At 68.9% G+C, this 14,639-nt stretch carries 13 protein-coding genes; 6 read left to right on the forward strand and 7 right to left on the reverse strand.

The genetic code is table 11. The annotated features are described in order from the left end of the window. Nucleotides 1-10 precede the first annotated feature (10 nt). From WMF44_RS35945 to WMF44_RS35970, 6 genes are all read left to right on the forward strand, one after another. Nucleotides 11-2,428 (forward strand): type VI secretion system Vgr family protein, encoded by a 2,418-nt coding sequence (locus tag WMF44_RS35945; RefSeq protein ID WP_437294554.1) that lies wholly within the window; start codon nt 11-13, stop codon nt 2,426-2,428. A gap of 81 nt (nt 2,429-2,509) precedes the next feature. Beyond that, nucleotides 2,510-5,695, forward strand: coding sequence for a DUF2169 domain-containing protein (locus tag WMF44_RS35950; protein ID WP_437294555.1), 3,186 nt, complete (start codon nt 2,510-2,512; stop codon nt 5,693-5,695). Continuing rightward, nucleotides 5,688-6,779, forward strand: a complete 1,092-nt coding sequence (locus tag WMF44_RS35955; protein ID WP_437294556.1) for a pentapeptide repeat-containing protein — start codon at nt 5,688-5,690, stop codon at nt 6,777-6,779. The genes WMF44_RS35950 and WMF44_RS35955 overlap by 8 nt, the downstream gene beginning before the upstream one ends. A 7-nt stretch (nt 6,780-6,786) precedes the next feature. Then, nucleotides 6,787-7,437: a DUF3540 domain-containing protein gene (locus tag WMF44_RS35960; protein WP_437294557.1), complete on the forward strand. Its 651-nt coding sequence runs from the start codon at nt 6,787-6,789 to the stop codon at nt 7,435-7,437. A 6-nt stretch (nt 7,438-7,443) separates the two neighbouring features. Next, complete coding sequence (locus WMF44_RS35965; RefSeq protein ID WP_437294558.1) at nt 7,444-7,827, forward strand: DUF4150 domain-containing protein; 384 nt, start codon at nt 7,444-7,446, stop codon at nt 7,825-7,827. An 81-nt stretch (nt 7,828-7,908) separates the two neighbouring features. Then, nucleotides 7,909-8,379: a hypothetical protein gene (locus WMF44_RS35970; RefSeq protein WP_437294559.1), complete on the forward strand. Its 471-nt coding sequence runs from the start codon at nt 7,909-7,911 to the stop codon at nt 8,377-8,379. Nucleotides 8,380-8,511: 132 nt separating this feature from the next. Here the strand turns inward: WMF44_RS35970 and WMF44_RS35975 are convergent, their stop codons facing one another. The 7 genes from WMF44_RS35975 to WMF44_RS36005 all read right to left on the reverse strand — a co-directional run bounded on the left by WMF44_RS35975 (nt 8,512) and on the right by WMF44_RS36005 (nt 14,184). Then, entirely contained in the window at nt 8,512-9,378 is an 867-nt protein-coding gene (locus tag WMF44_RS35975) for a PIG-L deacetylase family protein (protein ID WP_437294560.1), read from the reverse strand. Further along, nucleotides 9,375-9,497, reverse strand: a complete 123-nt coding sequence (locus WMF44_RS35980; protein ID WP_437294561.1) for a hypothetical protein — start codon at nt 9,495-9,497, stop codon at nt 9,375-9,377. Before WMF44_RS35980 ends, WMF44_RS35975 begins: the two co-directional genes overlap by 4 nt. A 174-nt stretch (nt 9,498-9,671) precedes the next feature. Next, nucleotides 9,672-10,556 carry a beta-xylosidase gene (locus tag WMF44_RS35985; protein WP_437294562.1) on the reverse strand — a complete coding sequence of 295 codons (885 nt, stop codon included), beginning with the start codon at nt 10,554-10,556 and terminating at the stop codon, nt 9,672-9,674. Continuing rightward, nucleotides 10,553-11,356, reverse strand: a complete 804-nt coding sequence (locus WMF44_RS35990; RefSeq protein WP_437294563.1) for a TIGR04290 family methyltransferase — start codon at nt 11,354-11,356, stop codon at nt 10,553-10,555. The genes WMF44_RS35985 and WMF44_RS35990 overlap by 4 nt, the downstream gene beginning before the upstream one ends. An 11-nt stretch (nt 11,357-11,367) precedes the next feature. Beyond that, entirely contained in the window at nt 11,368-12,096 is a 729-nt protein-coding gene (locus tag WMF44_RS35995; protein ID WP_437294564.1) for a sugar phosphate nucleotidyltransferase, read from the reverse strand. A 40-nt stretch (nt 12,097-12,136) separates the two neighbouring features. Beyond that, nucleotides 12,137-13,216: a CgeB family protein gene (locus WMF44_RS36000; RefSeq protein WP_437294565.1), complete on the reverse strand. Its 1,080-nt coding sequence runs from the start codon at nt 13,214-13,216 to the stop codon at nt 12,137-12,139. Beyond that, complete coding sequence (locus tag WMF44_RS36005; RefSeq protein ID WP_437294566.1) at nt 13,213-14,184, reverse strand: DUF4202 family protein; 972 nt, start codon at nt 14,182-14,184, stop codon at nt 13,213-13,215. Before WMF44_RS36005 ends, WMF44_RS36000 begins: the two co-directional genes overlap by 4 nt. Nucleotides 14,185-14,639: the final 455 nt, after the last annotated feature.

Below are 14,639 nucleotides of genomic sequence, written 5' to 3' on the forward strand. Positions count from 1 at the left end.
GAGGCTCGCCATGCCCGACAATTTTGTCGTCCAATCCAGCGCCCTGCCCTCTTCCACCAAGCTCGTAGCTTTTCATGGCACCGAGGGCATCTCGAGGCCCTATCGCTTCGAGCTCTACCTGGTGATGACGAACGACGTCGGCCAGAGCTTCGATATGGCGGCGGCCGTGGGGCAGCCGGTGAGCATCTCCCTGGAGCGGAGCGACGGCGGCGAGCCATTCCTGCGGAGCGGCGTCCTCGGCAGCATCGAGCTCATCAACGAGTTCGCCGGCCGGTCCGTCTTCCGGGCCACCATGGTCCCGCGCCTCGCCTTGCTCGCCATGTCGTTCCACAGCCGGATCTTCACCGCGCAGGCCATCCCGGCGATCCTTCGAGCCGTCCTTCAGAAGGGCGGCGTCACGGACTGCTCCCTCCAGCTCCAGGGCTCCTACACCGTCGAAGAGCATGTCTGTCAGTACCGCGAGACCGACTATGCCTTCGTCGCCCGGTGGATGGAGCGCGAAGGCATCTATTATCACTTCGAGCACGGGGAGGGCGGGGAGACGCTGGTGCTCGTCGATGACAAGTCGGCCCATCAGCCCCATGGCGGCAAGCCCATTCGTTATTATCCGCAGCCAGGCGGCGCCAACACAGCGAAGGACACGTTCCACGCCTTCACCTGCCGGCATGACGCCATGCCCGGCACGGTCCGCCTCAAGGACTACAACTACGCCACGCCGGCCGTACCGGTCACCGGGCAGGCGTCGGTCAGCCCCAGCGGCTTCGGCGAGGTCAGCCTGTACGGCGCGCGGTTCTTCTCGTCGGGCGACGGGGCGCGGCTGGCGCGGATCAAGGCCGAGAGCCTCTCCGCGACCGGCGTCGTCTACCAGGCGATGGGCAAGGCGGCGACGGTGGTCCCCGGGTTCACCTTCGAGATCGAGGACCACCCGCGGGCCGCGTTCAACACGAAGTACCTGACCATCGAGGTCGAGCACTGGTCCAACCAGGCCCCGGACATGCCCGAGCTCCGCGACTTCGCGACGTGGACCGAGAACTACCGCATGGAGGCCAGGGCCATCCCCGTGACGACGCAGTTCCGCGCGCCGCAGGCCACCGCGTGGCCGCGCATCTACGGCACCGAGATCGCGATCGTCGAGGGCGCGGCGGTCAGCGAGTACGCGCAGATCGACACCCATGGTCGCTACCGGATCAAGTTCCACTTCGACGAGAGCGACCTGAGCGGGGGGAAGGCGTCGACCTGGGTCCGGATGCTGCAGCCCCACGGCGGCGGCATCGAGGGCTTCCACTTCCCGCTGCGCGCCGGCGTCGAGGTCATGTGCGCCTTCGAGGGGGGCGATCCCGACCGGCCGGCCATCGTCGGCGTCGCGCCCAACGCGCTGACGCCGAGCCCGGTCACGTCGGGGAACAACACGCGGAACGTGATCCAGACGGGCGGGCGGAACCGGCTCGAGCTCGAAGACCAGGCCGGGCAAGAGCGGATCACGCTGTCGACGCCTTATGACAACACCTACCTCCGGATGGGGGCGCCCAACGGCGGCGCCTCGTACGAGGTCAAGTCGCAAGGCCACGCTTATGTGTGGATCGGAGGCAGCTCCGAGAACATCGTGACTGGCAACCGAACGGCGATCACCGTGGGCATCTCCGAGAGCGTGATCGGGGGCTTCAGCTTGAGCGCCGTCGGAGGATACGCCGGGAGCTTCATCGCTGGATACTCACAGAACGTGATCTTGGGCTATCGCCACACGACCATCCTCGGCAATGAAAAGACGACCCTCCGCGGCAACCGAAAGACCGCCATCACGAGGAATCGGAGCACGAAGATCGGGGGCGACGACACGTTCACGCTCGTGGGCGATCGCGTCGCCACCATCAGGGGCAACAGCAGTTTGCGCATCATGGGGAAGCGCAACACCCAGATCAGAGGCAAGGACGACAGCACCTTCTTCAACGGGCGAGAGACGACGGTCTTCGTATCGAACAAAACGACGATCAACGGCACCAGCGAGACCGATGTCACCGGGACCCGACGCACAGACGTCCGCGGCCATGCCACCGGCAACTTTTACGCAGGGCGAACGACCACCGTGCACGCGGGGGGGAGCTCGAAGACGATCAGAGGCGGTAACACCGCCAAGATCTATGGCCCCAGAAAAACCACGGTCTATGGACCGAGCTCGAGCGCCATCCATGGCCCCGCCGAGAGCAAGATAACAGGCCTCTACACGACCAAGATCGGGTCGCGCGTCGAGATCATCAACGGAACAAAATACGAGAACATCAAGGGGCTAGCGTTCAAACGCGCCCCCTTGGAGATAAAGAAATTGAACGCAGCGGAAATCTCGGCAAAGGGCTACAAGGCCTCAGCCGAGATAATGACGATCAAGACTCGGCTCGGCCTCTCGAACGCGGACTTGCACATCCTGAAGTAGTCCACCCATCGAGCGTGGAACAGGCTCGCGCTCGCCGCCGAGTCATGGATCCATTGAGCCCGCTACCCTGGAGCCCGCCGGATGAAAATTGTCAAACCCATGCGCCTCGGGGTGGTGCCGAGGGTCTTCATGAACCAGCGCACCCCGCACCTCCTGGTCACCACCTTCGTCGGCTTCTCCTATGACCGACCGGCCCGCTTGCTCTACGAGCCGTCGGTCTGGAAGATGGTCACGGAGGACCTCGGCGACGATGGCCTCCTCGACGAGTTCAATCCCAAGACCCGGGGCGAGCTCCTCGTCACGGGCCGTTGCTATCCGCCGGGGCGCATCGCTCGCCCCGCGAGCTCGGTCCGCGTCCAGCTCGGACCCATCGACAAGAGCCTCTATGTCATCGGCGACCGAACGTGGGGTCTGCTCGGAATGTCGGATCCGGCGCCTTTCACCGAGATGCCCGTCACCTGGAAGAACGCCTTTGGCGGGAGCGGTTTTGCCAGGAACCCGCTGGGCAAGGGCCACGGCGACAAGAGCGCAGCGCTCCCCAACATCGAGTCGCCCAAGCACCTCATCCACGCACGCAGCGACTGCCCGGTGCCCGCCGGTCTCGACAGCTACGACCTGACCTGGCCCCAGAGGTTCTCCAAGATCGGCACCCACGATGCAGCGTGGCGTAACGAGTGCTTCCCTGGCTTCGCGCGGGATCTGGACCCAACGTTCTTCAGCATGGCTCCGGACGACCAGCAGATCGACGGCTTCTTCCGGGGCGACGAGGCCTTCGTGGTCGAGAACATGCACCCCGACGAGCCTCGGATCGAGAGCTCCCTTCCCGGGGTCGCCACCCGATGCTTCGTCTGCCTCAAGACGAACGACGGCGTGGAAGTCCGCGAGCCCGCGATGAAGCTCGATACGGTGCGCCTGTTCCCGCACCGCGAACGGGGGGTCGTTCTCTTTCGCGGCGGCATCGAGATCTCCGAGGACGACGCAAAGGACGTGGTGGCCGTGCTGGTCGCCTGCGAAGCCATGGGCGCTCCCAGGCCCGTCGCGTATTACCATGACTACCTGGCCCCCCGGCTCGGCCCCCGGAACCCGGACCTCCCGGATGACGAAGATGACGTGCTCATGCCCGAGCCCGAGGATCCGGACGCGCCGCCGCTGCCCGATGACCAGCTCTCCGGGCTTGCGTCAAGGCTAAGGCGGCAAGGGTTTCTGGGAGGTACCCCGGCTCGATCCGTCAAGCGCGCGGCCGCCGTTGCGGCCGGCGCCGGCGTCGTCGCTACGGGCGTCCACGAAGCCGAAGCCATGGCGGACCTCGACGCCGAACCGACCGAGGCCGACTTCGAGGGGGACCTCGACGTCGAAGCGCTCGAGGCCGAGCTCGAGGGGGACCTCGACGTCGAGGCCACCGAAGCCGAGCTCGCCGAGATGGGGATCGGCCCCGAGCGCCTCGCCGCCCCGGCCGACGAGGACGAGGAAGCCGCGGACGACGTCCCAGAGGGCACGGAGGAAGAGGAGAGCCCCGCGTGGTCCCAGGCGGACACGGGGGTGAGCCACGAGGAGGACCCGGAGGGCATCGCGTTTGCGGCCTCGGCGGCGACCCCCACCCTGGAAGACGACACCGAGCAGGCCGGAGCGCTTCGCCAGCAGGATGCCCTGATGGAGTGGGGCAGGAAGCAGCTGCGGGACCATGGCATCGACCCAGCGGCGCACCTCGGCCAGGAAGAACCCGCCGACGATCTCGCGTCCCTCGCCGAATCGGACGAGTCCGACGAGGCCCTGGTCAGCCTGGTCGAGAGCAAGCTCAGCAGCGCGCTGACGGCGCACGGGGTCGACGTCGGTGCGCTGCTCTCGAAGGCGCGTCAGAACCCCGCCGAGCATCCGAGCGAGATCGGGATATCGGAGGTCCGCGAGCGCGTGCGGCAGTCGCTGGCGAGCGAGGGCTTCACGCCGGAGAAGACCGAAGAGCTGGTGTCGTCGCTCGATTGGCAAGCATTCGAGGACGAGACCCAGGCCGCCGCTGACGCGGACCTCGACGACACATCCGATATCCCCGACGAGGCGCCCGAGGTCGCCGACGCGCTGCCCGACGAGCCAGCCGGGGACCCCCTGCCAGAGGACGAGGCCTGGGGCGGTGAGCCTGCGGACGACGATGACCTCGCGTTTGCGGAGGAGCTGGACGAGAAGGCTTCGCGTTTCGACGAGTGGGGCGAAGACGGGCCGCGGCTCGCGCACCTCCTGGCGGCCTCCGCGCCCCTCGACAGCGAAGAATCCCTGCGGCTTCGCCGCGAAGTTGAGGCCGGGCACAAGGAGGGGCGGAGCTTTGCGGGGTGCGATCTCGCGGGCGCCGACCTCTCTCACCTCGACCTCGAGGGGATCGACCTCGAGGGCGCCAATCTCGAGTCCGCCTTCCTCACCGGGAGCATCTTGCGAAAGGCGAAGCTCACAAGAGCCATCCTGGCGCACGCAAACCTGGAGGCGGCGGATCTCTCGGAGGCCAAGCTCGACGGAGCCAATTTTGGTTCGGCGTGCCTGCGGGACGTGAAGGCCACGGGAGGCGTCAATTTCGGCGAGGCCGTGCTCGTCAAGGCCGACCTCTGGGGCGCGGATTGCTCCGGCGCCAACCTCTCGGGCGCTGACCTCTCCGAGGCCAATCTCTGCGACACCAACCTGGAGAACGTCGTCGCAGAAAAGGCGACGTTCCAGAACGTGGACCTCACGGGGACGCGCCTCGCGGGCGCGCGGCTCTCGGAGTGCACCTTCAACGAGGTGAACGTGACCGAGGTCGATTTCACCGGCGTCGATCTGAGCGCCGCCACCTTCATCGCCGCCCAGGGCGACCGCGCCGTCTTCCGAAACGCGATCGCGAAGGACATTGTCAGCGTGAAGGGCTCGTCCTTCGCGGGCGCAGACTTCGCCGGCGCGACGCTCACCGGCGCGAACCTGATGGGGACGAACCTCGTCGGCAGCGACTTCTCCGACGCCGACATGCGCGGCGCGCTGCTCGATGAGGCTGACTTGACGGAGGCGAGCCTGGATCGCGCGAACCTCGCCGAAGCCATGCTGACCCGAGCCAACCTCACCAAGGCGTCGCTCTACGCCGCCGACCTGAGGCTGAGCATCATGAACCATGCATGCGTCCGGGGGGCCAGATTCGTGAAGGCCAACCTGTTCGGCGTGTGCGCCGACCGGATGGTCGGAGATGACGACACGAGCTTTGCCGGCGCCAACCTCAAGCGACTCAGGGTGGTACCGGCCGAGAGGCAGCATGGATAGGGAAGCGCTGTGCAAGCTGATTGAACAAGGAGAGGTCGTCTCGGAGCTGGACCTGTCGGGCCTCGACCTCTCGGGCCTCGACCTCTCCGGCGGGATCTTCGAGGACGTCCGCTTCAAGAGCGCCAACCTCGCGGGCGTCAAGGTGCGCGAGGCGATCTTTCACCGCTGTGATCTCACGGGAGCCAACCTGAAGGGATTGGATCTTCACCTTGGCACCACCATGGACTGTACGCTCGCTGGGGCCGTGCTCGCCGACGCCTCGCTGGTCGGAGCGAGCTTCGCGGGCGTGGACCTTGAATCGGCCGATCTGACGGGAGCTGACCTCTCGTCGGCCACCGTCGACCATGCCACGCTCAAGAACGCCCGATTGGTCCGTGCCAACCTGACCGACGCGAGCCTGTTTGAGGCCGAGGTCGAAGGCGCCGACTTCTCCCAGGCCAACCTGACCAAGGCTGTCTTGTTCCGTCAGGACCTGTCCCAGGCCATCCTCACGGGGATCACCCTCGTGGAGGCGATCCTCGTCCAGGCGCGGCTGGGCCCCAAGGACTTCCGGCGGATGGACCTCAGCAGGACGCTCTTCACCAACGCCGACCTGCACGGTTGCGACTTCTCAGGGGCCACGCTGACGAACTGCAGCTTCAAGGGCGCCGACCTGACCGGGGCTCGATTGGATGGAGCCATCGCCCAGCAGGCCGACTTCGTCGAAGCGATCCTGATGAACGCGAGCCTCACCCAGGCCGACCTGAGCCAGTCGATCTTCGTCGACGCGCGCGCTGGCGCCGCGAACCTCTCAGGCGCGCGGCTCGAGATGAGCGTCTGGCACCGGGCGTTCTGCGCGGGGGCACGCTTCTGCCAGGCAGACCTGCGCCATGCGGACCTCTCCCACGCCGACGTATCTCTCGCCGATTTTTCCGGTGCGACGCTGGCGCGCGCGCGGCTCCATCGTGTGACGGACAAGGACACGATCTGGCCGGCGGACAAGGCGCTAGCATACGGCGACGACCAGGAGCTCAAGGAAGCAGAAGACTGGCAGGCCAACGTGCTTGGGAGGCCTGCCGGCAGTCACCGCACCCCTCACGGATGAGGAAACCATGCAGAGCGCAGCAAGAACGAGACAATACCAGCGCGAGTCCTACGGTGAACACGGCGCCGTGCTCCGGATCGACAGCCCCGCGTACATCGTCGAGACCGAGCATGGCGAGGTCCGCGCGAGGCGCGCGACGAGCTGCCTGCTGGAGCCTGCGATCGGAGATCTGGTGCTCCTCACCGCCGTGAATGGCGCGCAGTACATCCTCGCCGTTCTCGAGCGGGAGGAAGGCGCTCCCTCGCGCCTCGTCGCCGAAGGGGATCTCCAGATCCGTTTGCGGAGCGGCTCGCTGGGCCTCGCGGCGCCTGACGGTGTACACGTGGTAGCCGGCAAGGACCTCTCGATGGCCGCGTCGACCTTCCGCGTCGAGGCCAAGGAGGGGCATGTCGCGCTGGAGGTGTTCTCGTTCCTCAGCAAGATGGCGCGCGGGGAGGTCGACCGGGCCAAGCTGATCGGCCGGAGCCTCGACTCGGCGCTCGACCGGCTGTCGCAGAGGGTGAAGCGCTCCTACCGCATCGTGGAGGAGGCCGACCATGTGCGCGCCGAGCGCATCGACTATGCGGCGAAGGGCAACCTCGCCATCCACGGCGAGAACGCCAAGATCACCGCGTCGCACCTCGTGAAAATCGATGGCGACCAGATCCAGGTAGGGTGACCGGACATGTTTGCCACGACGTCGGGCGGTGGGCTCAACTTTGGCATGCCGGATGTCTGCCTCAATCCGCCGAACATCCCCGTCCCCTATCCAAACTTTGCATCCAATAACATGGCGACGGGCGTCGCGTACAAGGTGATTTTGGGGCGCGGCTTCGCCCACACCTTGACAACCAGCATTCCCCTATCCTCCGGCGATAACCCCGGGATCCTCGGTGGCGTGGTCTCCCGTCGCAACATGGGCCCCCGGAGGCACCTCGTCCCCGTTCGCGGGGTGATTCTTCAGGGAAAACCGGCGGTGCGGCTCAGCTGCACCGGCCTTCAGAATCAGATCAATACGAACGGGACGACCATTGTCCCGAGCCAGTTCAAGGTTCTGCTCCTCAAATGACATCCGCTCGGTCGCCCGCGAGAGCCGCCCGCGAGAGCGCCCCGAGATCCCGCCCCGTTCTGACCGCCGAGGGACACCCACGTGGCCATCGATGAAACTACCCGCATCCGCCTGGGGATCATTCAAAAGAAATACGGCGATCGCCTGGCCCGGAGCACGAACGGCGATAGCCCGCCGGACCGGCGCCAGCTGTTCATCGATGAATTCCGGCGGATCTTGGCCGATATCTTCGTTCCCACGTTCGAGGCCATCGGCCGTGAGCTCGCCTCGTCAGGCCACGCTTACCGGATCGAGCAGGACGTGGGCGAGAAGACGCCCAGCATCGAGCTTCACCTCCTGCTCCGGGGCGTGCCGGCGAAGGCGAACAACCTGATCCGCCTCTTCTACAGCGCCGAGGCCGCGGGCGACGGAGAGGTGATCGCCGAGGTCAACGTCTACCAGACCCTGACCGAGCTCACGCGGTTCCGGGTGCTGGCTCGGGTCACCCGGGAGGTCGCGGAGCAGATGTGCGTGGACGCCATCGAGCACGTCTTCGCCTGCAACGCTCGCTGAGGGGCCTTTGTGATGCCCGCGGCGCGGCCGCAGGCCGCGAGCGTCGCCCTGCATCCTCCAGCACGGCGAGCTCGGCGCCGCCGACGGCGTCCGGACCCACGGGCGCGAGCGGATAACCGACGAGCAGGACCGTCAGAGGCACAGCTCGCGCTCGAGGCCGAGCAGCGTGAGCGTCTTCGCGGCGAGCCGCCGCCAGCGCGCGCCGTCGATCGGGAAGCCGAGGCGCTCGTAGTGGAGCGGGCCATCGTGCGGCGGCCTGCGGAAATCGTACGCGGGCGCAGGCCGGAAGCGCTCGACCTCCGCGCCGAACGGGGCGAGCACCTCCCGCTGGCTGGCGAAGCAGGCCAGCATGGCGCGCTTCCGCGACGCCTCGATGTCCGAGAGCCGGAGCGCGATCTCGGGGACGCCGGGGTGCGCGATGAACTCGCCGGTGAGGAGGCGGCCGCGCGCGGCGTGGTACGACGCCGCCTCGAAGATCAGCGGCGCGGTGACGCCGTTCCAGAGGGCGAGCACCGCCGCCGCGTGGACGGCGAGCGCCGCCGCGTCGTGATCGGGGTGGCCGCCCTCGTAGGGGTGGGTGAACACCACCTCGGGCCGCGTCCGGGCGAACAGCTCGACGAGCCGCCGGGTGAGGCTCGGCGCCTCCTCGATCGCCTCCTGGTCGACCGCGCCGAGGCACCTGAGGCGCCCCGCGGGCACGTTGCCGGCCGCCATCGCGCGGGTCACCTCCTCGCGCCGGAGCGCGGCGTAGCGCTCGCGCCCGATGCCGGCGAGGCCCGCCGGCACGAAGCGCTCGTCGCGCGGCGCCCCGTCGGTCACGTGGACCACCTCGATCGGGCTGAGCCGGCCGATCCGCGCGCCGAGCCCGATGGTCTCGTCGTCCGGATGGGCGAGCACGACGAGACAGCGCGGCGCCCGGCCCGACGAGAGCCACGAGAACGGCGGCCACGCGAGCTCCTGGGCGGAGGGCCCCTGACGGCGAAGCACGGCGAGGTTCACGACGGCACCTCCGCGCGCCCGCGGCGCAGCTCGACCCGCGGCCCCGGTCGCCCCACCGGGATGCCGCGGTGCTCCTCGGGTCTCCTCTTTCGCTTCGGCGTGCTCGCGATGTGGGACATGAGCCACCTGGAGCGCATGCGGTCAGGTCGTCCTGGCGCAAAACGCAGCGATCTCCACACTACCAAACGGCGACGCGGCGCGCCAGACGGCGCGTGAAGCGCGGACAGACGAGCCGACGCGTACCCGCTCCTCGCCTCTTTGTGCGCGTCACGCACGTTACGCACGGCGTCGTCTCATGCGTAGCGCCGCGTCATCCGGGCGCAGAAGTCGGCGAACTCCTCGATCCGCTGCGGAGGGCTCGTGTGGTGGGGCCGGACGCCGGCGTGCTCCGGGGTGAAGCAGTAGGTCAGGGTCACCTCGAACGGCTCGAGCGCCCTCATCTGCCGGTCGAACCAGGCCTCCGCGCCGGGGCGGAAGCTGTCGGCCCAGCTGAGGCCCGTGCGGAGGTGGCGCACCCCGAGCTCCTTCAGCCACGTCACCGCGTCGTCGAGCCGGTGGTCCTCGAAGTGGAACCACTGGCATAGACCGAATTCAGGGGTGTACTCCGGGAAGAGCCGGAGCGCGCGCTTGGGCGTCCCGTCCTCGCGGAGCAGGCCCATGTAGAAATGCCGGTAATACGACGAGCCCTCGGCCTCCCGGTGCCGGGTCGTCGCCGGCCACGCGCGCGGCAGATCGTAGAGGCTGTACCAGTGGATCCGCTCGACCTTGCCGCGGAGCAGCTCGGCGCTCCGCCGGAGACCGAACTCCTGCACCTCCTCGGCGCCGAACGTGGAGACGCCGATCTCGGTGATCCAGAGCGGCCTGTCGGTCACCACGCGGATCTCCTCGAGCCTGGCGGGCCACTCGTGGATCTGCCAGTGATTCCAGTCGAGAGGGAAGCCGTGCACCGCGACAACGTCGACGTGCTCGAGCACGCCCTGCCGCCCCATGTTGGCGATGAACCCCGGATCGATCGGCGAGATGCCGCCCAGAACGCGCAGCAGCCAGTGGCGCTCGCTCCGGATCGCGTCCGCGGCGAGCTTCACCATGGTTCCGTACGTCGTCCACTCGGGATCGATCTCGAAATCCCAGTGCGACCTGTTGTTGGGCTCGTTCCAGAGCATCACCGCCTCGATCACGCCTGCTCTCCCTTCACGAAAGCGCGCCTCGCCGGGTAGACGGCGCCCGGCGGGCGACCGGCGGCCCTCTCGCGCCGGCGGCAGAGGTAGACCTCGGGCTCGGGGTGGTTCACGATCTCGAAGCCGGCGCTCCGCAGCATCGCCTCGGCGCAAGCGCGGTTGGGCACCCACCAGTTGGTCGGGTCGTGCGCATAGCTGTGCTCCACGAAATGGAGCCGGGGATAACCGGCCTCGTCGAAGATCGCCTCCTCGGAGAAGGGGAAATCTTCCTCCAGCGGCGCCACCTCCGCGCTGCCGCGCTGCATGCTCTGGAAGATCAGCGTGTGTCCGACCACGTGCTCGTGGAGCAGATCGAGCGCCAGGAGCGGGTGGCGGAGGTGGTACAGGACGCCCAGGAAGAGCACGAGATCGAAGCGCTCTCCGAGGCTGCCGACGTCGTACACGGAGAGGTTCCGGAGCTCGATGTCCGCCCCGGAGACCTCCGCGGCGAAGCGCGCCTGCGCCAGGTAGTCGTCGTCGCTGTCGATCCCGAGGACGCGCGCCGCCCCGCGCCGCTTCATCTCGAGCGAGTAGAAGCCGGCGTTGCAGCCGATGTCGAGGACCGTCTTGCCCGTGAGATCCGCCGGGACGGCGTCGGCGAAGCCCCTCCATTTGAACGCGGGGTAATCCCCCAGGAAATGGTCGGGCGCCGTCTTCACCCCGCGGAGATCGAGGTTGTGGAACCACGGCCCGAGCCCGCGCACGCGCTCCTGGATCTGCTCCCGCGTCCATTTCGCCGCTCCCTCGACGCACCTCTCCATGGCTCCTCCCTTCACGCGGCGGCGCGGCTGAGGAGCTGGATGGCCTCGTGGTAGCCGTGCAGCGTCCCCACGTCGACATAGGCCTCTCCGGCCCGCACGGCGCGCGCGGTGCCGCCGCGCGCGAGGTACTCGTTCACGAGCGTCCCGATGTACGGGTCCTCCCGCCCGCGCTCGCGCCAGAGGTCGTGGAGCTCCTGCATCACCGCCCCCGTGAGCCTGAAGGCGCCCCAGACCCACCGCGAGCGCGCGGCGCGCTGCTTGACCTGGATCTCGAGAACCCGGCCCTCCTCGTCGGTGACGACCGCGTCGAAGAGCTCCGGATGCTCGACCGGAAAGAGCAGGAACGAGAGCCCCCCGCCGCCGAGCGAGCAGAGCCCGTGCTCCGGGAACCACACCGTGTCGGGGAGCCCCACGAGCACGTCCTCCTCGGGCCGGATCCAGGGGAGCGACCGGAAGATGGCGTCGCAGAGCCCGGCGGCGGCCGGCTGCACCACATAACAGATGTGCGCCGGGCCGACGCTCGCGCCGTAGTACTCGACGATATCCGACTTGCCCGGCGAGATCACCATGCAGAGCCGGGTCGCGCCGGCGAGCACCATCCGGTCGATGAGGTACTCGCTGACCGCGCGCGGCCGCTCCACGTCGCCGTCCCTGCGCGTCCCCACCGGGAGCAGCTCCTTCGAGAACGCGAGCGGCTGGATCCTGCTGCCCAGGCCCGCCGCCGGAATCACTCCCCACATCGCGCCGTCCCTCCGTTCGATGAGCCGACCTCGGCTCCGTTCAATGAGCCGAGACCGACTCGAGAATGGCCACGAGCTCCGCCGCGCGGCGCGCGGCGCTGTGCTCCGCGAGCGCCCGCTCCCGCGCCGCGCGGGCGATGGCCGCGATCTCGCCCTCCGGCAGCGAGAGCGCCGCGACCGCCTCGTCCGTCGTCGCCGCCACGAGGATCTCCCTCCCCGGCGTGAAGAACCGGTCGAGCCCCTCCCACCCGTCGCTCAGGATCGGCGTCCCGCAGGCGGCGGCCTCGAAGAGCCTCCCGGAAGGGCAATAGCCCATCGCCGCCATCGCCCCCCGCGTCACGTTGAGCGTCAGCCGCGAGGAGCAATAGAACGCCGGGTGATCCGGCGGCGCCACGTGGCGCAGGTAATGGATGTTGTCGCCGTTCTGCGCCCACGGGAAGTCCTCGGGATAGAGCGAGCCCCCGAGGACGAACCGCCGCTCGGGCAGCCTCCTCGCCACCTCGAGGAAGAGGCGGGAGAGCGCCGCCTGCCGGTCGGCGGCGTACGTGCCGAGGTACGAGAGATCCCCGCGGAAGCCGTCCCGCGGCGGGACCGGGCGGTGCACCGCCGGGTCCGCGCTGCCGTAGAGCGGGAACACCCGCCGGGCGCCGAGCTGCGCCTGGAGCCGATCGAGCGCCGCGCCGCCGGTGTAGCTGAGCACGCAGTCGAAATCGACGAGGCCTCGAGGGCCGATGTAGCCGACCGGCTGTCCGGCCTGGATGCGATCCAGCGTCACCGGCGTGTCGAGATCGTAGAAGACCTTGAGCGCGCCGGACTCGAGGACAACGTCGGTCGCGGGGCCGCCGTCGGGGCAGTACGACGTGACCATCGCCGCGTCGGCCTCGCGGACGGCGCGCCTGGCCTCGGGGAGGACGTCCTCGAACGAGGTGTAGAGCCGGAGCGTGTTGCCGTGCGAGAGCGCGGTCAGATCCCGGTGCGCGGCGTAATACGGGACGTCGCGCTCGAAGAAGGTGACGCGGTGCCCGGCCCGCCCGAGCGCGGAGACGACGCCGCGCCACAGCGTGGCGTGGCCGTTGCCCCAGGACGAGCTGATCGTCAGACCGAAGATGACGAGCCTCATGGCGAAGCGGACCTCCTCGATGCCTGCGTCTCCGGCGGCCTGCCCGGCTCGCCGGGGATCATCGCTTCCACCTCGGGGCGGCAGCGGATCCGCGGCAAGAGCGCCCTTGCCTCGGGCCGGAGGCGGCGGAGCGTGTACGCCACCTTGGCGCGGGTGTGCTCGGGCCCGTAGCAGTCGAGGAACCCAGCGCTGTTCAGCGAGAAGAACGAGAGCGCGTCGGCGTCGTTGAGCAAGGCGAGCTCGGCGTCGTCCCCCGGCCGCTCGTGCGACGCCACCAGGGCGCCGATCCGGTCGAGGACCTCCGGCGCGAGCCCGACGCCGGCGAGCGCGGCGCGCGTCAGGGCGGCCCCGCGCCGCGCGTGCTCGTCCTTGAACGCCTGGTAGTCCGGGGCGCGGTGCTCCCTCCGGACGTCCGCCTCGGACACGAGCCGCTCCACGTCGTGGAAGAGCGCCGCCACCTGGACGGCGACGCCGGCGCGCGGCTCGAGGCGGAGCATCCATTGCCAGACGTCGATCGCATGATCGTGGTCGGCGCGGACGAGCGGCCTGTCGAGATCGTGGAGCTCCCGGTGCCGCCCGAGGATCCGGTCGAACACCTCGGTCGCGGAGGCGAGATTCCTCCTGCGGAGGAAGCGCTGGCACCGTGTGAGGACCTCGTAGGCGGCGCGCGCGGCGCCCGCTCGCTCGAGCCCCTCGATCCGGAGGTCGAAGAGGCCGCCGGCGTCGAGCGCGTGCAGGCGGGTGTCGAGCGCCCACAGGTCGAGCGCCGACGCGCGCCACGCGCGGGCGTCGACGACGGCGTGGAGCGCCCCCCCGGACGGGCCGGGCGCGCCGCTCTCCACCTCCACGCCGGGGAACTCCCTGGAGAGCGCCGCCCTGTCGGACCGGGAGAGGAGCGGCGTCCCGCGGATCGAGCGTCCATCGGTGCTCGAAGAGGGGCCGTCGATGAGGATGAGGCGCTTGAGCATGAGCGTGCGCTCTCCGGCCACCGGGATGGAGCTCGACACGGCTGCCGCGCGCGGCTGCCGCGGACGAACCGGGATCGCAGGTGGGGAACCTATCGCCGCGGTCCTCACCGCACCATCGCGGAAATTCCGTAGAGCAACGTCGGGAAAGAAATGAGCGCGAGACGTGGGATCGCCGTAGCCGCGCCAGCCGCGGCCATCTCCCCTCGATGCTCCGCCGCGAGCCCCGGCGTCCGCTCCGCGGCCGCCCTGCCACGACGGCCGTACCTGGTCCGCCGGGGCTACGCGCGCGCCGGCCGGGGTCGCCCGGGCGTGGCCCACCGCCCCCGATACCCCATCTCCCGCTCACTGCCGTCTGCCCCCCTCTTGAGCACGAACACGTACGCCGAATTTACGAGGAGCATCACGCGGCTCACCGGCTTTTATTGCGTGCCGCAGCCCGATAAGCGAGTGTGGTG

This window comes from Sorangium sp. So ce426, from assembly GCF_051475585.1.
Classification (GTDB): domain Bacteria; phylum Myxococcota_A; class Polyangia; order Polyangiales; family Polyangiaceae; genus Sorangium; species Sorangium cellulosum_B.